Consider the following 23197-nt stretch of genomic DNA (forward strand, 5'->3'; position numbering starts at 1 on the left):
TCTCTTTACCCCTCAGCCTGCTGCCTTAGCAGCAGTTCGACGCGCCGGTTGGCAGATCTGCCTTCCGGTGTAGCGTTACTTTCCATGGGTTGGGTATCGGCATAGCCGACTGCCCGCATACGTGAAATAGCAACTCCCTGGCGCTCAAGATACTGGACCACCGCAATGGCGCGTCCTACCGAGAGATCCCAATTTGAGGGAAAGCGAGAGGTAGCGATGGGAACATTATCCGTATGCCCTTCGACTGAAATTTGCCCCTCAAAGGATGCCAGCACTGCCAGAAGGCTTTCTAACACATCTTGCCCCTGGGGCGTTAGCACGGCGTCACCGCTAGGGAAAAGCAAGCTATCGTCGATGCGCAGCGTAACACCTTCTTCACCCTGAGAGACACTAACTCCAGGAATATTCAGCTCAGCCATTTGCGGCTTTAGCCCGCTGTGCCGGGGATGAATACCAGTTGCCAAGCTGGCCAACGGAAGCGAGGCGATCGCACTTATAGAATGCACTCTATCGCGTTCAAAAGCAGCCCCTCCCCCCGGCGGCGTCAACGCAAGCAGTAAGACAAACAGCGTGATTAACAGCGTTAATACGTCTAAATAGCTCGTTAGCCACCCCTCATCGCCCTCCCCTGGCACAGTGGGCAATTCCAGCGCGTGCCGTGAATCACGATCTAGCATGGCGCTACCCTTTTGCCGCAGAGCTAACCGTAGGCCGCGGTTTTACAGCGGCGTCACGGATTTCGTCATGATAGTTAGCCACGAAGGAGTTGAGCGTTTCTTCAATAAAAGAAGGCAGTCGCCGCTTGGTAATTAACGAAATACCTTCCAGCACCATATTCATGGTGATAAGGCGCTCTTCCGTACGCCGTTCTAGCTTGACGGCAATCGGTTTGAACACCAAGTTAGCGAGCAGAATACCGTAGAATGTTGTCAGCAGAGCTACCGCCATGCGCGGGCCAATAACGTCAAGATCGCCCGCATCCATTACTTCCAGCATATTGACCAGTCCCACCAAGGTGCCAATCATGCCAAACGCGGGCGCGTAGGTGGCCATAGTGCGGAATATCTGCGCCTCAGCATGTTCGCGTGCTTTTAATCGTGCGATGCGCCAGCGCAGCATATCGAAAATTTCGTCTTCTTTCGTGTTCGCAATGACCAGCTGGATCCCGGTGCGCAAAAAGGGGTTGCGAGTGTGCTCTAACTCCTTTTCAACCGCCCTGACATCGCCTTTAAACCACAAGCGCGCCATGGACACCAGTTCGTTGATATCATCGCGCACATAAGTGTTTTCACGCCGAAACACCAATCCCACTAGGCGCACCACGCGTAGCACTTCTTTCAGCGGATAACTGATAAAGGTGGCCGCCAAGGTGCCCGTTACTACAATGGCTAGCCCCGGCAGGTTGATAAAGCTTTCTGGCGACTCTGCAGTAAAAAACAGTACGCTTACCAGCAACAGCATGCTGGCAAAAATACCGATCAGCGTAGATGGGTTCATCAACGGCTCCTCGCCGGTTATTCGTGATTAATAGTGACGTTAGGCGGTGTCATATAAGCGAGCACGAAGCCTGCTAATCGCCTGGCTGTGAAGCTGGGAGACACGGGATTCGGTCACACCCAGCACCGCCCCAACCTCTTTAAGGTTCAGCTCTTCTTGGTAATACAGCGCCATCAGTAGCTTTTCACGCTCAGGTAAGGCGTCAATCGCGTCAATTAACGACTGTCGCTGCTGCTGATCTAGAAACTGATCGAAGGGCAGATTCGTGGCTTCATCTTTCACCGACTCGGCCCCTTCGGCCACCAGTTCTTCAAAGGGCAACAGCTGGCCACTGTTCGTATCATTGAGCAATTGCTGATACTCGCTAAGCGGCATATCCAGATCACGCGCGATTTCACCCTCTTCCGGCGGACGTCCTAGCTGCTGCTCAAGGCGGCGCACCGCATCATCCACGGCTCTGGCAGAGCGGCGTACACTACGTGGCAACCAATCACGTGTGCGCAGCTCATCCATCATGGCGCCGCGAATACGCTGGCTTGCAAACGTGGCGAACGTTGCTCCCTGGGTCGCATCAAAACGCCCTAGTGCTTCTAATAAGCCCACCATGCCGGCTTGAATAAGATCATCCAACTCAATACTTGCGGGTAGTCTTACCTGCAGCGTTAAGGCCTGACGTCTTACCAGTGGCATGTATTGGTTTAACAACTCGCCCTGTTTAATCCTGCCTTGTGCTGTATACATCCTCGTGCCTCACGGCTGAACTCTGTTCACTGGTAATTCACAATCACTTGCAGTCCCTGTACCCGTACCGGGCGCTGGCCTGGCGTCAACGCAAAACGCAAGTACAGCGGCCCATTCACCGACTTACCGGCTAGCGCCGTGGTTGATCCCCGCATAGCCGTCAAAGGAACACACTGCTCAGGGTGGCATAGCCAGGCGTTAACCGGCGCATTGACCGGCATTTGAAAACGCCAATGAATACGCTCTATCGCGGCGTTCTCTACCGGAGCCCCTGCTGGTGGTTGAATGGGCTGGCTACTGACAGCTCGATCACTCATCGCGACCAGTACGCTGGGCACCTCACTACTCCAACTGCCCGTCGCGGCGTAAACACGCATAGCGATGACACTTAGCGCCACTATCAACACGCTTTTGAGCAGCCTGTCGGCTTTGCAGGTAGCGACTTTGAAGTCAGCGAGCATCGACATTGTTACTCCCTATAGAGGCGCTTGATAGCGGCTGTTAAAGCACGGCTACATAGCGTCAGGCTAGCTGTCATCGCGCCAGCAGTAAAAGCTCTATATCCAAGTAATAGCTGGCTGCTTCGCGCAGGTTATCGAGTAGACCTCGGCGCGGCAAATCTGGCTCGTGCAGTGCCAGCAGCTGTCTAGGACCACCGTTTTCCTGCAATTGCCGCAACGAGCAGTACATCTGTGCGAAAGCATCGGCATCACTATTAATCCATAGCGCCCAGCGCGGAAAGCGCTCTTTCAGTTGACCAAGATTAGCGGCGCCCGCATTGACGATGTGAATATCCCAATCATCCGGGTCACCCGCCCAACGTCGCCCCAATACTGCCCATTGAGCTAGGCGTCCTTTTACTCTTGCCACCTGCTGATCGCCACCGTTAGGCATACCGATCACGATAAGCGGCTTCTGCGGCACCGAAGGCGGTGCGGTGGTTGGCGTTTGGGCAGCAGTTGGCAGCACCGTTAAAGAATCGGTCATAGCGGCCAGTGGCTCAGCCGCAAGTTCGTCTCCCGTGGGGTCACTCTCAACTGACTCTGCTTGGCGCTGCTGGCGCTGTAAATCTGCCCACTTGCGCAGGCCCGCTGCCTGATCCTGGGCACTCATGCCAGTCCCTCACGGCTAACGCTGCTGAGCTGGCGAATGGCGTCACGGGCCATAAACGCGTGAACAAGCGCATCTAGCATCGCCGTATCGCGCCGCTTACGCGTGGTGCCCAACAACCTTAACAAATCGGAACGCAGCGCTATCGCAGCGTCATCAGTGGCGCTATCTAAGTGTCCCGCTGCAGCGGCGACACCGCTAGCCATTAATAAGCGTACCTCTGTGCTTACTTCGCCATCATCCGCATCTTTCAACTGCTGCCAAGCGCGTTTGGTTAGGCTAGACACCCCATCGCTTTGCAGCTGGATAACCAGCAGCGAGCGCACATCTGCACCTAATCGAGCAGGTGTTAACCAGTAGCGGCGCGCGATGCGTTTACCATTTTCTGGATCGCGAACTTCACCAACCCATGCCAACAGCGGTGTACCAGCGGCATCCTCCACAGCAGTGTGGGTGTGCCATAGCTGCGCCGTTTGACCACGAAAACGCAGATCAGTGTGATGAGTGAGCGGGCTATCTTTGAGCAGCTGGCGCTGGGCATAACGCTCGCCCTGACAGTATACCCGCTGAGTGGCAGCTACTTGCGTGATCCAAGTCAAGTGTTGGGCTTCTAGCCACGCTAACGTGGCGGGATCGGGAAACACGGGGAGCAGATGTACGGCGGCCCCCATCGTTTCGCCCTGGTGCAGCAGCCGTGACTGCCAGCCAGCGGGCTGACGGTGCTGTAGGCTGGTTAGCGCGAGCCAACCGCCATCAGCATCTAGCCCAAGATCAGGCATCGACCAGTCACAGCCTCGCTCATTACGGCGGGGAGACCATGCCATGCCCAGCCCCTTATCCGCGCAGGGCTCGCTAGCTAGCAGTGCATCCAAGCGTTTGTCTTGCAGCACGCCCGGTAAGGAGGCGATATCCCATATCGACTCTAACGCTGAAAATCCAATAATTCTGTCACGTAGTCGCGTCAGTACAGAGCTGAGGCGGCGCCCTTGACCCAGCACGTCTCGCGACCAGCGCGGCAAACTCACCGAGTGAGACTGCGAAACGGTGGCGGAGCGCCGCTCTTCACGCACTCTCCCCAATGGGCTATTAAGCGCTTGATCAATCAGTGCAGCAGGGTCCGCAACCGCCATATCTTCTGGAACACGCTGCCCGTACGAACCAAACAGCACGCGTAAACCATGGCGTATGACAATATCTAGCACGGGGGCTAACCGCCCAGCTTCGTCCTGCTTGGTAATAATGCAATCATCTAACTCAGCGCCAGCCGCCCGTGCGGCTTGGCGATAGCGCAACACGACCTCTTCCAAGGTTTCAGGCTGGCTGGCTGCATTCAACAGCAGCACTAAGCGGACGGACGCTTGCCCGCCCTGCAAATGGGCAATCTGCTCAATCACTCGCTGGTCACGCTGACTCATACCGACGGTATCGATAATCACCCACTGCTTACCCTGCAGTCGTCCGACTAGCTCATCAATCGGCTGCTCGGCGTCTAAGGCATACATGGGGGTATCAAGCAGGCGGGCATAAATTCGTAGCTGCTCATGGGCACCAATACGAAAGCTATCGGTGGTGACAAGGGCCACAGGGCGCGTACCGTGGCGCATCACAAAACGTGCTGCTAGTTTCGCAGTGGTGGTGGTTTTCCCCACTCCCGTAGGCCCCACCAGCGCGACAATTCCTGCTTGATCGAAAAATCCGGTTTCTTCCTTCAGTACCGGCAACCGTGCCATTAGCTGCCCACGCAGCCACTCCAGCGCAAGTGCGCCATCGGCATCCGGCTGAGCCAAGGGCGCCGGCAACGCCGCCAGTACTTCGTCGCTAAGCTCTTCGCTGAACCCAACGCTAAGCAGCTGTTGGCGCAAACGGGAGAAAGAGTCGTCAGTGAGTGCCGAGGCAGGCGCATCGTCAGCTGATTGCCGCTGGGAAAGCAGCTCCCGCATTTCTTGCATCTCGCGCAGCAAGCGTTCACTCATTGCCTGCAGCGGATCTGCATCTCGCGCTGAAAAGGCAACTTGGGCAGCTGGGGGAGGTGGCGATGCTGGGGAAGGTTCAAAATGATCGACCGCCTCGTCCGCCATCGCCAATATTTCAACCCCATCCTCGATACGGCGATTGGCGACAATTAAAGCGTCATCACCTAATGTTTCGCGCACTTGGCGCATCACATCGCGGCTATTTGCTCCAACAAATCGTCTCACGCTCATGTGTTACCTGCGCCTCTGTTTGATGGTTTGGAACGGGTGTTCTGCAGCAACCTCACGCCCGCCCTCCTACGACCGTAGTGACTCGTAACGTACGGTCATCCGGTATTTCTGCTTGAGACATCACCACCAGATGACGCACGCGCCGACGTAAGAAACGCGCTAGCACAGCACGCAGCGAGTGCTGTACAACCAGCACCGGTGCTTCACCGCTACCTTCATGACGCTCCAGGGCCTCTTGTGCCTGCGTCATAAGCGTATCAGCCAGCCCTGGCTCCATCGCACCGTTACCATTCATGGCCTGCATAAGCACTTGCTCTAACTGGGCATCAAGCCCCATCACGTTGAGCGTTTCCTGGCCAGCAAACCACTGCTGGGTAATCGCACGCCCCAAGGCAATGCGCACCAGTGCGGTCAGTTCATTAGCATCTTTTTGCTGACCAGCGTGCTCTGCCAGGGTATCCAACACCGTGCGCATATCGCGTATCGAGACATCTTCATCCAGCAGATTTTGCAGAATACGCTGCAGTACAGTCAGCGAAATGGCTTTCGGCACCACCTCTTCGACCAGCGACTTTTGATCCTCACCCAGCTTATCAAGCAGCTTTTGCACTTCTTGCCGCCCCAGCATTTCTGGCGAGTGGCGATGCAGCAGGTGATTCAAGTGAGTAGCAATGACCGTGCTGGCATCCACCACGGTATAGCCGTACACCTGGGCGTGTTCACGCTGATTGGCATCGATCCAGATAGCGGGCAAACCGAAGGCCGGGTCTTGGGTAGGCGTCCCCTGTAATTCTCCTGAGACCTGACCTGGGTCGATTGCCAGCCACTTGCCCGGCTGTGCATCCGCACGGCCTATTTCTGCCCCCTTCATAGAGAGTACGTAGGTATTCGGCGGCAGTTCCAGGTTATCGCGTATATGCACCACAGGAGGTAAGAACCCAACTTCTTGGGCAAATTTCTTGCGCACACTTTTAATTCTGGCCAACAGCTCCCCTTTCTGGCGGGAGTCCACTAGAGGAATAAGCCGATGTCCCACCTCAAGCCCCAGCGTATCAACCAGTTGCACATCTTCCCAACTGGCTTCTGGTGACTCTTGTTGGGGCAGTGGTACTGCGGAAATTTCCTCTTTTAACAACGCTTGCTCTTTTTGGCGAATCAAATACCACGCTAAGCCCGCCAGTAAGGCTGTGAAAATCAGAAATACCAGGTTTGGCATACCGGGCACCATACCCAGCAGCCCCATCACCATCGCAGATAGGATCATGACCTGAGGGTTAATAAACAGCTGGCTGATCATTTGCTGACCAACATCTTGGTCAGTGTTGACGCGCGATACAGTGACACCGGCGGCGGTTGAAATCACCAGCGCAGGGATCTGAGCCACTAGGCCATCGCCAATAGTTAGCAAGGTATACGTACGGGCGGCATCAGCAAACCCCATATCGTGCTGCATCATACCGATCAATAACCCACCGATAATATTGACCACCATGATGACCAAGCCAGCCATGGCATCACCACGCACAAACTTGCTCGCACCATCCATCGAGCCATAAAAATCTGCTTCCTGGGCGACTTCAGCGCGCCGCTTTTTAGCGTCCTCTTCACCAATCAAGCCTGCGTTAAGATCCGCATCAATCGCCATCTGTTTGCCGGGCATGGCATCCAGCATAAAGCGAGCGCCCACTTCGGCAATACGCCCAGCCCCTTTGGTAATAACCATGAAATTGATGATCACCAGGATCAAAAAGACCACCAGGCCAACGGCAAAATTACCGCCGACCAGGAAAGTACCAAACGCTTCGATGACTTTACCGGCCGCATCTCCACCTTGGTGGCCTTCCATCAGTACAACACGGGTCGAGGCCACATTGAGCGATAGCCGTAATAGCGTGGTAAACAACAGCACCGCAGGAAAAGCGGCAAAGTCGAGTGGCTTTTCTGCAAACATGCTGACCAGCAGCACCATGATGGCCAGTGCGATATTAAACGTGAACAGCAAATCGAGCGCGAAGGGCGGCAAGGGCAGAATCATCATGCCCAAGATCATCAGAATCAGCAGCGGCCCTGCGAGCAACTTCATGCGCACATCGCCTATCCAATCGCGCTGATTGATCAACTGGCTTAAGCCTTTCATGGTTGCGCCTCGCTGCCACCGGTATCCCGATTGGAACGTTCCATTTCAGGGGGAACCGATAAATTGTCTGGGGTTGGGGGCACCTCGCCTCCTTGTTGTGCGACCTGCTTCAAGCGGAAAGCCCAAGCCATCACTTCAGCCACTGCGGTATACAGTTCCGCAGGCACTTCCGCGTCTAAATCCACGTGATGATACAGAGCGCGCGCTAAAGGGGCTGCTTCCAGTCTCGGCACACCAGCATCCAGGCCAATTTCGCGGATACGGGCGGCCACGGCATCGGCCCCCTTGGCCACTAGCCTTGGGGCGCCCATACTACCTTCCTTGTACGCTAGGGCCACCGCATAATGGGTTGGGTTGGTGATAATGACGTCGGCGTCAGGCACTTTACTCATCATCCGCCCTCTGGCCATTGCTTGCTGCTGCTGGCGAATACGCCCCTTGACGTGGGGGTCGCCTTCCGACTCTTTGTGCTCTCGCTTAACCTCTTCCTTGCTCATACGCAGCTTTTTGGCGTTGCTCCAAAGCTGAAAAGGCACATCAATTAAAATAACCACCACTAGCGATAAAACGATCAGGCCAGCGGCTAGCGCCGACATATTCAATGCGGTCGCCAATGCTTGTTGAATGGGCTGATTCATTAGCCCCATGAACTTACCCAGGTTGGCGTACAAAAACGCCGCTGCAATGCCGCCGACCAGGATTGATTTGGCAATCGCTTTGGTTAACTCAATCAACGCCTGGGACGAAAAAATACGCTTTAACCCTTTCACAGGGTTTAGCTTCGACAGTTTGGGCTGCATGGATTTTGCCGAGACTAACCATCCCCCAAGTAATGCCGGAGCAACCAGTGCGATCACCGTCAACAGTAAGAACAGCGGCAGCATTGCAAATAGCGTACGCTGCCCCAGATCCAGCGCATTGACCAGCATCGGGGTACTTTCCATGGCGTGACGGCGCTCGAACAAGAAGGCTTGCTCCATCACCATGCCCAACTGGTCATAGAGCATTTGCCCCATGCTCCACAGTCCAAGCACACCGCCGAATAGCAGCAAAAAGGTCGCCAGTTCTCGAGACCGGGGCACTTGGCCCTCTTCCCGAGCTTTTTCTAAGCGTCGGGGCGTGGCCTCTTCCGTCTTTTCCTGATCGCTGTCGTTATCTGCCATGCGGCCATCCGGCGGTATCTTGCGTGGCTTATCATAAATTCAGCCGCCCCGTGGGGCGGCTGAACAAATGCCTATAGTGCCAGATACTGCCTTTCACAATGTCTTAATAACAACGCATTAAAAGCCTAATTCGTCCAATAAGTCGTCGACCTGATCCTGACCCGTGACGATATCAGGCGCATTGTCCTTCACCTGTGGACCATTCAACAGCTCTTCATTACGGCGTGCATTGTCATTTTTCCATTGATCTTCTGCCTTACGCTGCATCGACTCACGGGCATGAGCTCCCGGCACGTTATCGATCAGCACTTGCACCAACTGATGCTCAATTTCTCGAATGACATCCATCATCTTTTTGATGACTTGGCCAGTAAGATCTTGAAAATCCTGAGCCATCATAATATCGAGCAGCTCTTTATTGGTCGCGGCCGCAATGGTTGGCACATCGCTTAGGTAGGTGCGTGTCTCTTTTACCAGAGCTTTGGCATCGTCCAACTCTTGGGGTGCTTCAAACCACTCAGCCCAGCGCTTATCAAGCGCTTCAGCACGGTCAGAGAGTTGGTCTTGTAATGGCTGAGCGCGATCAATGGCATTTAATGCACGTTCAGCTGCCTGCTCAGTCATGGTAGCGACGTAATGCAATCGGTCACGCGCGTCAGGAATTGCTTCCGCTGCTTTCTCGATCTCTTTGTCCAGACCCAGCTCTCGCATGTTGTCGCGCAACATGCGGGTCAGTTTGCCGATGCGAAAGATCAGGTCTTCAGCGGCTTCTTCAGATAGCTGGGTAGCGCTATCCTGCTCATGCTGACTCATCGTGTTGTCTCCTCGTTAACCGAGCATTCAGGCGCAGCCGCTTCATTTACCCATCTTATCGAAGATCTTATTTAGCTTTTCTTCGAGTGTGGCTGCTGTAAACGGCTTGACGACGTAGCCATTAGCGCCCGCTTGGGCGGCCGCGATGATGTTCTCTTTTTTGGCTTCCGCGGTCACCATCAATACGGGTAGCTCTTTCAGTGCTTCATCCTGGCGGATCTCTTTAAGCATTTCCAAGCCGTCCAGGTTTGGCATATTCCAATCAGATACGACGAACTCGAAGTTACCCGCACGCAGCTTATTCAGCGCGTCCTGACCATCTTCTGCCTCATCAACATTGGTAAAGCCAAGCTCTTTCAACAAGCTGCGAACGATCCGACGCATGGTGGGAAAATCGTCCACTACCAGAAAACTCATGTTCTTATCGGCCATTGGTTATCCTCTCAATCAAATTATTTCTAACATAATGATACTTATAAAACCGTCCTTAAAACCGTCCTTAGAACAGCTCTTAAAAACAGTTTTTAAACAGTTCTTAAAACAGCTCTTACCCCCTCAAACGCCTAGAACGCTTCCCACTCTTCGTGGTGGCTAGGCTCTGGGGACCGGCGAGGGCTGGGCGCAGTGGCTGCCTGCGGCCTAGCAGCCGGCACGTTTACTTGGCTACTCGCAGGCAGTGCTTGACGCTGCACGCCCTCTTGGCTAGTTAACAAAGCAAAGACAGCCACCGCCTCTTCTAACTTGTTTGCTTGCTCTTCGAGCGACATAGCCGCCGCGGAGGCTTGCTGAACCAGCGCTGCATTTTGCTGGGTCACTTCATCCATCTGCCCTACCGCTTGGCTGACCTGTTCAATGCCATCGCTCTGCTCCTGAGACGCTGCAGAAATCTCATCCATAATATCGGTCACCCGACGGACAGCCGTCACCACATCAGACATAGTGGTGCCCGCTTGCTCTACCAGGGTAGAGCCTTGCTTGATTTGTGCAACAGAGGCATCAATCAGTGTTTTAATCTCTTTTGCCGCATCTGCGCTGCGGCTAGCCAAGTTGCGCACCTCACCAGCGACAACGGCAAAGCCACGCCCTTGCTCGCCAGCGCGTGCCGCTTCGACTGAGGCATTGAGCGCCAAAATATTGGTTTGAAAAGCGATAGAGTCGATCACACTGGTGATATCGGCCACTTTCTGGGAGCTGGTAGAAATACCGTGCATGGTCTGTACTACCTGCTCAACCACTTGGCCTCCCTGCTCGGCAGTAGTGGAAGCATCTGCTGCCAGCGTGCTTGCCTGACGCGCATTGTCGGCATTTTGTTTAACCGTGGCCGTCATTTGTTCCATGCTGGCGGCCGTTTCTTCGATCGAGGCAGCCTGCTGCTCAGTGCGTGATGACAGATCCGCATTACCACTGGCTATCTCTCGCGTGCCGTAATGGATTTCACTACTGCCTTCACGAACCCGCGTCACAATCGCCGTCAGGTTTTGCTGCATCGTGCCCATCGCTGCAAAAAGACGCCCCACTTCGTTTTTGCCTGATGCGGGAACAGGCTCCGTTAAGTCAGCCTGAGATATTTTGTCCAGTCGTCTTACGGCATCATTCAACGGCGCGATGACCGTACGGCGTAGAGCGATATAAATTAGCACCGTCACCAATAGCGCAATTGCCACGGCAATCGCATTGACTAGCATAAACAGATCGCCTTGCGCTTCAGCGTCGCCACGAATGCTATCTACCTGCTGAAAACCATGCTGCACAAAAGCAGTGGCGCTATTGGCTAAATTGCTCAAAGGCTCAACCAGCTCGCCGCGAAGCCGATTAAAAGCATTAATGTCCATGGTTTCGAACGTCGCATGCTGCTGTTTGACCAAGGCCAGCACTGCGCGAAAGTCGTCTATCAATGCCTCGCCCAATGCGTCGTTTGTCGTCGCAGCGAAGCGTTCAAAACGCTGTTCGGCACGGCCAATGCGATCCAGCGCAATGTCGACCTGGTCATTGGATTGGCGTGTTTGGCCGACCATCAAAAAGTTGGACGCTGTTTCCATGGCCAGCATCGCTTGGTTAAGCAACGAGTCAGCGCGATTAATCTCGTTGAGCTGGCTATTGCTGATGAGGCTATAGGTTGCCAGGTTAGCCTGGGCATTACGGTCTGCCATAAAGCTAATACCAGCTAACACCACTATCAGCATGACAAAGCTAGCCAACGCGGCAATAACGGCAGAGTGAATACTGATATGACGCAATGAGCGTGTCATTTTTTTGTTCCCCTTTCTTATTGATGCGTAACGGGGTGTTACACCCGCTGAGCACGCCCTGAAGCGGCAATTAAGGCCATCAACCGCGATGGAATATCATCTAACGCAACCACTTCGACTGCTCCCCCGACGGCGATGGCTTCTCTTGGCATACCAAACACCACACAGCTTTGCTCATTTTGCGCAATGGTGGCTGCCCCGGCTTCACGCATCTCAAGAAGACCTGCAGCGCCATCCTTGCCCATGCCGGTCAAAATCACACCAATGGCGTTTTTACCCGCATGCTTGGAAGCAGAGTGAAACAGCACATCGACAGAGGGACGGTGACGATTCACCGGCGGGCCATCATTTAAGCGCACAACATAGTTGGCACCACTACGGACAAGCTCTAGATGTTGATCGCCCGGCGCGATATAGGCATGGCCCGGTAAGACCCGCTCGCCATCGGTGGCTTCTTTTACGCTAATTCGGCACAGCCGATCTAGCCGCTCGGCGAAAGAGCGGGTAAAGCCACCGGGCATATGCTGAGTAATCAAGATGGCCGGTGCATTGGCCGGCAGTGGCTCGAGCACTGAGCGAATTGCCTCTGTGCCGCCGGTAGAAGCGCCAATGATAATCAGCTTCTCACTCGACACCATGGGTGCTTTTAGCTGTGTGGGTGGCGGCGCATTTTTATGACGGGCCTGGCGAGGACGCGAGCGGGCAGCAGCGCGCAGCTTGTCGGTAATTTCAGTTGCATACTCCATCATGCCACTGCGAATACCCAAGCTGGGCTTGGCCACAAAATCCAATGCGCCTAACTCTAATGCACGCAGAGTAATCTCTGAGCCGCTCTGGGTCAGCGATGACACCATAAGTACCGGCATGGGACGCAGCCGCATTAACCGTTCCAGAAAATCAAGACCATCCATCCGCGGCATTTCTACGTCCAATGTCAGCACATCAGGATTGTGTTGTTTGATCAGATCCCTTGCAGCAATCGGGTCTGGCGCGACGGCGACGACTTCCATATCCGGCTGAGAGTTGATTATTTCCGTTAACAAATCACGAATCAGCGCCGAGTCATCAACGCACAACACTTTGATTTTGGCTGCGCTCAAAGCACGCCTCCTTTATGACGGTAGCCACCTGTGTGCCATCCCACTCCGCTAAGGCGATTGCCAAAAGGAGTCAACGCACGTAACCGATTTATTTTTTTGCGAGGGTATAAACCGTTTGCCCACGCAGCTTGAATGCATCGCTGATATACGAAAAATTTTCCGAGTGTCCCGCAAACAGTAAGGCGTCTGACTTCATTAGCGGGGCAAACCGTTTTAGTATCTTGGCCTGGGTATCTTTATCGAAATAAATCATAATATTACGGCAAAAAACGGCATCGAAAGGGCCTTTTACCGGCCATTGGGGCGCCAGCAAATTAAGCGGCAAAAACTCCACCAACGATGATACTTCCGGCCTTATACGTGCCAAGCCGGCATGACCACCGGTGCCTTTCTGGAAAAATCGCTTAACCCGCCCTTCATCTAATTTACGTACCTGCTCAAGCGGATAGATACCGGCACGCGCTTTACTGAGTGCATCGGTGTCAATATCGGTGGCAATGACTTTGGCCTGGGCGGCTTTTGGCCCCAAGGTTTCTAGCAGCGTCATGGCAATCGAGTAGGGCTCTTCCCCGGTGGACGCCGCTGAGCACCAAATAGTCACCGGACTTTGCTGTTTCTTAATGTGCTCAGCTAATAGCGGAAAGTGGTGCGCCTCACGAAAAAAAGCAGTGAGGTTGGTGGTTAAAGCGTTGGTAAACGCCTCCCACTCTCTAGCGTCCGGCTGGCGCTCCAACCGAGATAAATAGTCGGTAAAACGCGTAATACCGTGGTGACGCAGTCGCTTGGCTAAGCGGCTGTAGACCATTTCACGCTTATGCTCCGCAAGCACTATTCCGGCGCGCTGGTAAATCAATTCTCGTATACGCGCAAAGTCAGCATCGGTTAGCACCAGATCACGTTCGATCTGCCCTCCCGATGCCCACTGGCCGACGTCAACTCCCCGCTCGCGTTGGTCGATCAAAATTCTTCCCACTCCTCTACTGCGGCCAACTGCCGCGTGGTTGGCGATGAAGGCGGTTTAGTTGGGCTATCTGGGAGCAGTGCTGGCGACCGAGAAGCAGTCGGTGCTGGGCTAAGCGCTGCTTTTGGCGAGTTCTGATGATTCAAACGAAACGCTTCAACCGACAGGGCCAATAGGCTCGCTTGCTGCTCCAATGCCACGGCGGCGCGCGCTGTTTCCTGAACACGAACGGCATTCTGCTGTGTCGCTTGATCCATTTCGGCAACGGCTTGGTTCACTTCAGCGATACCGTGGCTCTGTTCTGCTGACGCTGACGAAATGTCATGCATGATCTGGGTAACATTGCGCGCCGCGTCGGCCACCTCACTAATTGCTACTTCGGCTCGTTTGACCAGCCCAGCGCCCACATTGACTTCTTGATTAGAACCATCAATCAACACGCGAATCTCTTGAGAGGCGCTTGCGCTTCTGCCGGCTAGCTTGCGCACTTCTTCCGCAACCACCGCAAACCCACGCCCATGCTCACCAGCCCTGGCGGCTTCAACGGATGCGTTGAGCGCCAGAATATTGGTTTGGAAAGCAATCGAGTCAATTACATTGATGATGTCAGTCATTTTTTGCGAGCTTTGGGTAATTCGCTGCATATTCTCGACCAATTGCGACATTAGCTCCCCAGTCTGGGTGACTTGCTTAGCATTATTATCGGCAAGACGACGCGCTTCTTGAGCGTTATCGCTGTTTTGACGCACAGTCGTGGTCATTTCTTCCATGCTGGATGCGGTTTGCTGGAGCGACGCGGCCTGTTGCTCGGTACGAGACGATAGCGCCTCATTGCCGCTGGCAATATCTCGAGCGGCTGGGGTAACCACATTAATACCGCCTTTTACATCGCTGATAATGCTGCTCAAACTTTTCCGCATAGTGTTCAGCGACTCCATCAGCATCCCAACTTCATCCCGCTGGTGGGGGGGCACTTTTGCGGCTAGGTTTCCGCCCGCAATTTGCAAGGTAAAGCGAGACGCGCTTTTAAGCGGCCGAACAATCGAACGTAACATCAGCCCCCCAAGCAGGATAAGCGCCAGCACGCCAACACCTAGTACAGCGGCCTGAGCGCTTAGCATGCGGGTTTGACCTTGCTCAGCATCAGCAGCCATTACCTCCGCAGCCACCTGTTTTTCAGCGATGAGCTGGTTCACCATCGTTGAGAGTTCGCGCCCTTCGTTATTCATCACACTGATGACTGCGTCCAAACCGGTAAACACTTGATACGTGTCTTCTGCTTGCAAGACGGTTTCCGCCTGGAACATGCCATTGTCTAAAAAGCTTTGCAGCTGAGTATTGAAGGAGCTGGCTAGCGCTGTCGTATTGACATCTCGGGAGTAGTATTGCTGCCAAGCGGACTCGATCGTCGCCGCGCTATTGGCAATCATGTCGCCCATCTCGAAGCGCTGTTGAATCAGCTCCATGCGCTCTGGTTCAATCATGGCCTGGCGTGTTTGCGCAATGGTCTGGTCAATTTGCTGTAAGCGAATAACATCTTGCAGGCCATCATGATTTAGCGTCGCTAGCCGCTCTCCTGCGACATTAAGGCCATACAACCCAAGGCCTCCACTCACCAGCAGCAGTGCGCCAGCGACGACAATCATGCCAACCAATTTAGCGCGCAGAGTATCCAGTCGTATCCGCTTTAAACCTTGAGTTAAGCCTTTCTTGCGCAACTTCCCCTTGTCTAAATAGAGCTGTTTGTTACGGCCTTCACGGATTTCAGCGTAGGCCTGTTCCGCTTGGGCGATCGCCTCTCGGGTTGCCTGTACCCTGACCGAGGCATAGCCAACGACCTGGTCGTCTTCAATAATCGGCGTTACGCTGGCACTCACCCAGTAGTGGTCACCATTCTTGCAACGGTTTTTAACCAGTCCTCGCCATGTTTCACCGCTTTTCACGGTCTGCCACAGGTTTTCAAATGCTGCTGGCGGCATATCCGGATGTCGAATCAGGTTATGGGGCGCACCTATCAGCTCTTCGTACTGAAAACCACTGATCTCGATAAACGCTGGGTTGGCATAGGTAATGCGCCCTTTAAGATCCGTGCGCGAAACGAGGAAATCATCGCTCTGTAGTTCAATTTCACGCTGAGTGACTGGCTGGTTATTACGCATCCGCCTACCTTATTTTTAGTATTGAAGCCGAGGAAGTCATGAGCCTAAACCGCAAGACCTAAAACGCTTCCCACTCATCGACTGCCGTGTTGCGCGCAGGTGTTTTTTTGGTCGCCGTGCTGTGGGCGATAGGTACTGGCTGAAGCGCTTGAGGCCGCATGGCAAACTTTTTCTCTGCCAGGGCAGGCGTCACCTGGAAGCGCTCAACCGCTTCCCTAAGACGTGCCGCTTCGCTCTCTAATTCGTTGGCGCTGCGTGCCGCCTGCTGAACCAACTGGGCATTTTGTTGAACAACCTGATCCATTTGGGCAACCGCTTGATTCACTTGCCCAATCCCGTTGCTTTGCTCTTCGGAGGCAGCCGCAATCTCATCCATAATGTCGTTGACCCGCTGCACCGCGGCGACAAGGTCCTGCATGGTTTTTCCCGCGTGGTTCACCCGTTGGGTACCCGCATCCACTTTGCCAAGCGATGTATCGATCAGCGTGCGAATTTCTTTAGCTGCATTCGCACTGCGGCTAGCGAGACTGCGAACTTCCTGCGCGACAACCGCAAACCCTTTGCCATGCTCACCCGCACGGGCGGCTTCTACCGAGGCATTTAAGGCGAGAATATTGGTTTGAAAGGCAATCTTATCGATCACCGTAATAATGTCGGCAACCTGGTGGGAGCTGGCGCTAATGTCCTGCATGGTTTCAACAATATTGGCAACTTCTTCGCCACTGCGTCTGGCGGTTAGCGTTACTTCATTGGCGAGCTGACTGGCTTGTTGTGCATTGTCTGCATTGTGTCCAACGGTAGAGGCCAATTGCTCCATGCTTGAGGCCGTCTCTTCTAGCGAAGAGGCCTGCTGTTCAGTGCGTGAGGAGAGGTCGTTATTGCCACTGGCGATATGTTGAGAGCGCTCAAAAATCGACGCACCGCTTTGGCGTACTACGCCAACCGTTTCAGACAGTGAAGACTGCATATGCGCCATTGCACTATACAGCCTGCCAATTTCATTATTGCCCGGTGAGGTTATTTGCTGACTTAGATCGCCCTGGGCCATTTTCTCAAAGTAACCGACCAGACGATCCAAGGGGCGCAACACATTAACGGTCACCCCCCATACCACCACCGCGACCGTTACGCCGGTCATAATGACCACGCCAATCAGCACCCAGCGAATGCGCGTCGCAAACTCACTAAACGCCGCTTGCTGCGCCTGCAAATCACTCGATGCCTGCACAATAGCGGCACCGTGGTGGAGTGCATAAAGGCCTATACCACAGGCCACCACCACCAAGGTTGAGAAAGTGGCTAATACCAGCCCCCAACTGAGACGCACGGTCATATTGCTCATCATTTGACGCAGTAGCGGTGTCACACGCATTACTCCAAACACAACCGTAGTAGCCGATGCTATCCGTAGCACCAGAGAGGGCTGTTTTTTTGGCTTAAGAAGGCACTCTCCCTGTGCCCAGTCACACAGGTGTTAGCGGTTGCGGTTGCTGGTGCTATCGACCAAGGCCATTTCTTCGCTGGTCAGCAGCTTATCGATATCAACCAACACCAACATGCGGTCTTCAAGACTGCCTAAGCCGCTCAAGAAATCAGAGGAGAGCGTGACGCCAAACTCAGGCGCTGGCTTGATTTGCTCGGGTGTTAGCGTCATGACATCGGAAACGCCGTCCACCACAATACCAACCACGCGATCGGCGACATTGACCACGATCACAACGGTTTGACCACCGTACTCCACGCTGTCTAGGTGAAATTTAATGCGTAGATCGACAATGGGCACAATGACGCCACGCAAATTGGTCACCCCTTTAATAAAATCAGGGGCATTGGCAATACGCGTGACGTTTTCATAGCCGCGTATTTCCTGAACCTTAAGAATATCAATGGCATACTCTTCTTCTCCCAAAGAGAACACCAAAAATTCGCGATTATCGGCTTCTGCGGCGGACAGCACCGCACCATTGTTTGCCTGGCTCATGACGGCTCGGCCTCCTGGTAATAAGAGAGATGGGGATAACTCACCTGTTTTCCGGCTTCTTTCTTGGCACGGCTTAACCGATGTAAACCTGTAATATCGAGAATTAGCGCGACGCTACCGTCACCCAGGATGGTCGCCGCCGAAACCCCCGGCACTTTGCGGTAGTTATCTTCTAAGTTCTTGACAACCACCTGTTGCTGGCCAATCAGTTCATCGACCAACATGGCATAACGGCGCCCCTCCCCCTGCACGATCACGGCAATACTCTTGGTTGGGTCGGTAATGGCATTTTCCACATCGAGCACTTCATGGATCGCAATGACCGGCAGGTACTCATCGCGCACTTTAAGCACCACATCATCACCCGCCATGGCATACATATCGCCTTTGGCAGGCTGCAACGATTCAAGTACTGTGGAGAGTGGCAAAATAAAGGTTTCACCACCTACCTTGATCGACATACCGTCAAGAATGGCCAGTGTCAGCGGCAACACGATGCGCGTATTGGTGCCTTCACCTTTCTTGGACTGGATTTCAACCCGGCCGCCCATGCCTTGAATATTCCGCTTGACCACATCCATGCCAACACCACGGCCAGAAACGTCGGTGACTTCTTTTGCGGTGGAGAAACCCGGTGCAAAAATCAGCTGGAAGACTTCTTCGTCAGGCATGTTGTCGGAAACGCTCAAGCCGTTCTCACGCGCCTTGGCCAACAACCGATCACGATCCATGCCCGCGCCATCGTCACGCACTTCAATCAGAATATTGCCGCCCTGATGGCGTGCTGATAACACGAGCTTGCCAACACGGGGCTTACCTACCGCTTCCCGCTCATCCGGCATTTCGATGCCGTGATCCAAACTATTACGTACCAAGTGCGTTAGCGGATCGGTAATGCGCTCAACCAGACTTTTATCCAGCTCGGTGGACTTGCCTTCGGTAATCAGCTCAATTTCTTTGCCCAATTTACCGGCGGTATCACGTACAACACGGGGGAATCGGCTAAACACAAATTCCATCGGAATCATGCGGATCGACATTACCGCTTCTTGAAGATCGCGTGCGTTACGCTGGAGCAGGCTCATGCCATTTTGCAGCGAGCTATTGCCAACAGATTGATCACCAAGGTCGCTGACCGTTTGGTCCAGCATCGACTGGGTAATAATCAGCTCGCCCACCAAATTGATGATCTGGTCGACTTTATCTACCGACACACGGATCGAGGCAGACTCGGCGGCCGCTTTTTTGGGGGCGGATTTGGCTGGCTTTTCTGGCGAGGGTGTTTTGTCAGCAGGTTTAGCCACCGCTGGCGCCGCTGGCTCAACACTATTAGGAGGCTCAACACTAGCAGTAGACTCAACAACATCAGTCGACACGGCTGCTGGCGCGTCTAACGCAGCGCTGGCACCTTGGCCTTTTTCAACCGCTGTCTGGCTAATTTCGATCTGCTCAGGCTCGATAATGAAGCACATCACCGCTTCAATATCGTCCGCACTGACGTCACCCGTCAGCGTGACTTCATAACGTTTTTCATCACCCGAGTGGGACTGGACATCACCCAGTTGCTCAAGCTCTTCTACCAGCAGCGTGCGATCTTTTTCGTTAACATTCAGTAGCGCAACCAACAGATGGCGCTCGCTTGGCGCGGGGGATTCGGCAGCCACGGCGCTGGCTGATGGTTTTTTTTCAACCGCTGGCGCGGGGGGCGCTGGTGCATCCAACGTCTGGCCAATTTCTTCTAGCGCGATCTGCTGCAGTGTCTGGCAGATCCGCTCGTAGGCTTCTTGGTTGGGCTCTTCCTCGTTGCGATAGGCATCGAGTTGCTCATGCATGATGTCTTTTGCCTCTAAAAAAGTATCAACGAGGTCGGCTCGCAATGTCAGCTCACCTTTGCGTGCGTGATCTAACAAGTTCTCAAAGATGTGCGTCGTTTTCTGCAACACACTGAAGCCGAAGGTACCCGCGCCGCCTTTTATTGAGTGGGCAGCGCGGAAGATAGCGTTTAGCTGCTCGCTATCCGGATCATCGACATCCAGCTCCAGCAGGTGCTGCTCCATATCGGCCAGCAGCTCTTCAGCTTCTTCAAAAAAGGTGTCAAAAAAATCCGCTATATCCATGCACCGCTCCACATAAACGTCTTAGTGTTGTGATAAGCCCTGCTCATTCGCTTTCATCGCTCTGAGACGCGCTTTGTGGCAGCGCTTCTAAAAGCGCATCTTCCTCAGGCAATGAGGAATCAAAACTCATAACGCCTGGATTACGAATCGCTTCAGCGATTTCTGGCAATAAGACAACAAGCTCAATGCGACGATTAACCGGGTCTGTCGGCGCAGTGTCAGGCAGCCTGACACGATCGGCAAAGCCCGATACGCGCAGCAGTTGATCGGGATCAAGTCCACCCGCAACCAATTCACGCCGAGAGGCATTCGCTCGGTCGTTGGACAGCTCCCAGTTGCTGTAGCCTCGATAGCCACCTGCATAAGGCACGCTGTCGGTGTGGCCGCTGATGCTTAAGTCATTGGGTAATTCGTTAAGTAGCGGTGCCATCGTACGGAGCAGGTTGCGCATGTAGGGAGCCACTTGGTCACTGCCTAACTCGAACATAGGCCGCTGCTCCGTATCGAGCAGCTGAATCCGTAGCCCTTCACGGGTTAAATCAAAGCGCATTTGGCTACGTAGGTGGCGCAGCTCCGGGTCTTGCTCAATGGCCCGCTCAATGCGCTCTTGCAAATCGTTAAAGAAACGCCGCTCCTGAACACTGGGACGGCTATGCTGCAGGATATCAATCCGAGCTCGTTCGCCATCGGTGTGGGTCGGGTCTGGGCCGCCGCCTGGAATCACCTGGGTGCTTCCTGACCGATCGCCACTGGTCATTGCCGAGATCAATGGCGTACTGAAGTACTCTGCAACACTGCGACGGGTTTCTTCGTCGGAAACACTTAAAATCCACATGACCAAAAACAGCGCCATCAGAGCTGTCATAAAGTCAGCAAGGGCGATCTTCCACGCACCGCCATGGTGGGCATGCACCACTTTTTTGCGCCGAATAACAATCGGACGCTTATCGCCCCCCTTACTCATGCATTACCGCCCTTTTTAGCGTCGCGAACGTACTCTTCAAGCTCTGCGAAGCTGGGACGTTCGGTGCTGTGTAATGCCTTCCGACCAAATTCGACAGCTAACTGGGGAGCATAACCATGCAGGCTCGCCAGTAGCGTGACACGGATACACTGGAGCATTTTTTCTGCTTCTTTGGCTTGCCGCTCGGCATAGCTCGCAATTGGGCTGATAAACCCATAGCCCATTAAAATCCCCAGGAAGGTACCTACCAGTGCCATGGCAATCATTTGTCCCATTTGTTCAGGGCTGGCATCTGCGTAGGTCAATGCTTTAATAACCCCCATTACCGCGGCGACGATCCCGAACGCAGGCATTGCATCACCTACTTTGGCAATCGCATCAACGGGAATATGGGCTTCCTGCTCAAATACTTCGATTTCGTGAAGCATTAATTCATCGATTTCCATCGGTTCCATGCCACCACTCACCATCAACCGCAGATAATCGGTTAAAAAATCCATAATATGAGGGTCTGCAAGCACCGTGGGATGCTCTTGAAACAGCGGGCTGTCCTGGGGGTTGTCAATGTCACGCTCAATGCCCAACATCCCCTCACGACGCACTTTAGAGAGGATCTTGTATTGCAGCGCCATTAACTCCATATACAGTGCTTTATTATATTTTTTGGTGCGCTTGAGCCGGGGAAGTATTTTAAACGTGGCTTTAATCGCTTTGCCGTTATTGGCAGCAATAAAAGCGCCAACGCCTGCACCGCCAATAATCAGCAGCTCCAGGGGTTGGAACAAGGGGCCCAAGCTACCGCCTGCCATCACATAACCGCCAAAGACAGATAGCAGTACGACCAAATAACCCAGAGGAATCAGCACAAGCAGTGTCCTTGCGGTATCAGTTTTATCTCATAGGAGCGCGATTGCCGTGTTTCAAAAAGAAGACACAGAAAAGTCCCGCTCCACGCGTTTCTTAGCCATAGCATACGCAGGCGTAGGCAGTTCTAATGAAAAAGTACCCACCCCTTTTGGTGCTATCTATGCGTTAAAGACGCACTTTTTTGGTTATATGCTTACCCGCTGTGGGTAAGACAGTTTTAATCTTTCATAGCCGCGCCTTGCGCGTTTTGCCGGCTCGCGAGGGAGGCTGACAAATACCACAAACATAATCATGAGTGGGGCTATGCGCATGCGCGACAAAGTGCCCCCCACAGCGCGTGCACCTGTTGAGTTGCAACAAGTCACTTTCAAAAAACCGTACCAGTGTCCACGCCCGAGTAAGCCCAAGCACCGGCTCAACGTTTTCGAGGTTTATCTGCTCTTCATACAGGCGGTAGGCTTTGACAAAGGCATCAATACGCTCGCAACAGGTATTATTTTGAATACTGTTATAAATGTTATAAAACAGCGACGAATGCACGTTTGGCAGCCACGTCACGAACCAGTCCGCTGAAAAAGGCAGCATCCCCTTAGGCGGCGACATCCCCCGCACTTCTTTGTACAACTTAATCAAGCGCGTGCGACTTAGGTCTGTTTCGGTCTCTAGTACTTGTAAACGTGCACCCAATTCAATCAGCTCAATGGCCAGTTGCACTTGGTGCATTTCATCAACCAAGCTTTTCTGACTCACTCTGACTCTCCTACCGGAAACACCTCAAACTCTTCACAAGCCGACAACAAAGAAGCATGTAACCCTGAAAGACCTTGATCCCGAGGGTTATGAGTAATTTTGCGCAGTTGATGGACGCTCGTTTGGCTTAGCCGGCAGATCAGCTGGTTATTGCGCGCCAGTTTCGTCAACTGCCGAGCATTCAGAGACACCAGCAGATCAGCAAGCTCGCTGTCTACCTTTAGGCGAAACATCGCTGCCTCTCGGTCTTCGACCAACAAACGCTGCGCGAGAAGTAAATACGCTAAATTAATTTCTTGAATTTCATCGAGAAAGCTTGTTTGACTCATAGTGTTCCATCGAACGACATGGGCGTTTCGTTATGGCTTTATACTGACGCCTTAA

Annotated in this window: 21 protein-coding genes; all 21 read right to left on the reverse strand. The window is 53.6% G+C overall.

Annotated features, from left to right (window positions below; translation table 11 throughout):
- Positions 1 to 5: 5 nt before the first annotated feature.
- The 21 genes from HVE01_RS06480 to flhD all read right to left on the reverse strand — a co-directional run bounded on the left by HVE01_RS06480 (position 6) and on the right by flhD (position 23142).
- Positions 6 to 677, reverse strand: a complete 672-nt coding sequence (locus HVE01_RS06480; protein WP_125744863.1) for an OmpA/MotB family protein — start codon at positions 675 to 677, stop codon at positions 6 to 8.
- Positions 678 to 681: 4 nt separating this feature from the next.
- Complete coding sequence (locus tag HVE01_RS06485) at positions 682 to 1497, reverse strand: motility protein A (RefSeq protein WP_089040047.1); 816 nt, start codon at positions 1495 to 1497, stop codon at positions 682 to 684.
- 39 nt (positions 1498 to 1536) lie between these two features.
- Positions 1537 to 2238 carry an RNA polymerase sigma factor FliA gene (locus HVE01_RS06490; RefSeq protein ID WP_125744861.1) on the reverse strand — a complete coding sequence of 234 codons (702 nt, stop codon included), beginning with the start codon at positions 2236 to 2238 and terminating at the stop codon, positions 1537 to 1539.
- 26 nt (positions 2239 to 2264) lie between these two features.
- A complete protein-coding gene (locus HVE01_RS06495) occupies positions 2265 to 2705 on the reverse strand; it encodes a flagellar protein FlhE (RefSeq protein WP_146943072.1) in 441 nt (146 codons plus the stop codon).
- A gap of 67 nt (positions 2706 to 2772) precedes the next feature.
- Positions 2773 to 3351 (reverse strand): hypothetical protein, encoded by a 579-nt coding sequence (locus HVE01_RS06500; protein WP_146943073.1) that lies wholly within the window; start codon positions 3349 to 3351, stop codon positions 2773 to 2775.
- Positions 3348 to 5552, reverse strand: coding sequence for a flagellar biosynthesis GTPase FlhF (gene flhF, locus HVE01_RS06505; protein WP_146943074.1), 2205 nt, complete (start codon positions 5550 to 5552; stop codon positions 3348 to 3350). Before flhF ends, HVE01_RS06500 begins: the two co-directional genes overlap by 4 nt.
- A gap of 52 nt (positions 5553 to 5604) precedes the next feature.
- Positions 5605 to 7689 carry a flagellar biosynthesis protein FlhA gene (gene flhA, locus HVE01_RS06510; RefSeq protein ID WP_125744854.1) on the reverse strand — a complete coding sequence of 695 codons (2085 nt, stop codon included), beginning with the start codon at positions 7687 to 7689 and terminating at the stop codon, positions 5605 to 5607.
- A complete protein-coding gene (gene flhB, locus HVE01_RS06515; RefSeq protein ID WP_146943075.1) occupies positions 7686 to 8852 on the reverse strand; it encodes a flagellar biosynthesis protein FlhB in 1167 nt (388 codons plus the stop codon). Before flhB ends, flhA begins: the two co-directional genes overlap by 4 nt.
- Before the next feature lie 117 nt (positions 8853 to 8969).
- Positions 8970 to 9665 (reverse strand): protein phosphatase CheZ, encoded by a 696-nt coding sequence (gene cheZ, locus HVE01_RS06520; protein ID WP_125744851.1) that lies wholly within the window; start codon positions 9663 to 9665, stop codon positions 8970 to 8972.
- A 42-nt stretch (positions 9666 to 9707) separates the two neighbouring features.
- The gene (gene cheY, locus HVE01_RS06525; RefSeq protein WP_125744849.1) at positions 9708 to 10097 is read right to left on the reverse strand and encodes a chemotaxis response regulator CheY; all 390 of its coding nucleotides are present in this window, start codon (positions 10095 to 10097) and stop codon (positions 9708 to 9710) included.
- Between the two features lie 131 nt (positions 10098 to 10228).
- Positions 10229 to 11914, reverse strand: a complete 1686-nt coding sequence (locus tag HVE01_RS06530) for a methyl-accepting chemotaxis protein (protein WP_125744847.1) — start codon at positions 11912 to 11914, stop codon at positions 10229 to 10231.
- A gap of 38 nt (positions 11915 to 11952) precedes the next feature.
- Positions 11953 to 13014, reverse strand: a complete 1062-nt coding sequence (locus tag HVE01_RS06535) for a protein-glutamate methylesterase/protein-glutamine glutaminase (protein WP_089040054.1) — start codon at positions 13012 to 13014, stop codon at positions 11953 to 11955.
- An 88-nt stretch (positions 13015 to 13102) separates the two neighbouring features.
- Positions 13103 to 13975: a CheR family methyltransferase gene (locus tag HVE01_RS06540; protein WP_125744845.1), complete on the reverse strand. Its 873-nt coding sequence runs from the start codon at positions 13973 to 13975 to the stop codon at positions 13103 to 13105.
- On the reverse strand, positions 13972 to 16134 hold the full coding sequence (locus HVE01_RS06545; protein ID WP_146943076.1) for a methyl-accepting chemotaxis protein: 2163 nt from the start codon (positions 16132 to 16134) through the stop codon (positions 13972 to 13974). Before HVE01_RS06545 ends, HVE01_RS06540 begins: the two co-directional genes overlap by 4 nt.
- Before the next feature lie 58 nt (positions 16135 to 16192).
- Positions 16193 to 17506 (reverse strand): methyl-accepting chemotaxis protein, encoded by a 1314-nt coding sequence (locus HVE01_RS06550; protein WP_125744841.1) that lies wholly within the window; start codon positions 17504 to 17506, stop codon positions 16193 to 16195.
- A 102-nt stretch (positions 17507 to 17608) separates the two neighbouring features.
- Positions 17609 to 18115, reverse strand: a complete 507-nt coding sequence (gene cheW / locus HVE01_RS06555) for a chemotaxis protein CheW (RefSeq protein ID WP_146943077.1) — start codon at positions 18113 to 18115, stop codon at positions 17609 to 17611.
- Entirely contained in the window at positions 18112 to 20232 is a 2121-nt protein-coding gene (cheA, locus tag HVE01_RS06560; protein WP_146943079.1) for a chemotaxis protein CheA, read from the reverse strand. The genes cheW and cheA overlap by 4 nt, the downstream gene beginning before the upstream one ends.
- A gap of 43 nt (positions 20233 to 20275) precedes the next feature.
- Positions 20276 to 21196 carry a flagellar motor protein MotB gene (gene motB, locus HVE01_RS06565; RefSeq protein WP_125744834.1) on the reverse strand — a complete coding sequence of 307 codons (921 nt, stop codon included), beginning with the start codon at positions 21194 to 21196 and terminating at the stop codon, positions 20276 to 20278.
- Positions 21193 to 22062, reverse strand: coding sequence for a flagellar motor stator protein MotA (motA, locus tag HVE01_RS06570; protein WP_125744832.1), 870 nt, complete (start codon positions 22060 to 22062; stop codon positions 21193 to 21195). Before motA ends, motB begins: the two co-directional genes overlap by 4 nt.
- 226 nt (positions 22063 to 22288) lie before the next feature.
- A complete protein-coding gene (gene flhC, locus HVE01_RS06575; protein ID WP_125744830.1) occupies positions 22289 to 22813 on the reverse strand; it encodes a flagellar transcriptional regulator FlhC in 525 nt (174 codons plus the stop codon).
- A complete protein-coding gene (gene flhD, locus HVE01_RS06580) occupies positions 22810 to 23142 on the reverse strand; it encodes a flagellar transcriptional regulator FlhD (protein ID WP_125744828.1) in 333 nt (110 codons plus the stop codon). Before flhD ends, flhC begins: the two co-directional genes overlap by 4 nt.
- Between the last annotated feature and the right edge of the window lie 55 nt (positions 23143 to 23197).

This window comes from Vreelandella venusta (genome assembly GCF_007989605.1).
Lineage (GTDB): Bacteria > Pseudomonadota > Gammaproteobacteria > Pseudomonadales > Halomonadaceae > Vreelandella > Vreelandella venusta.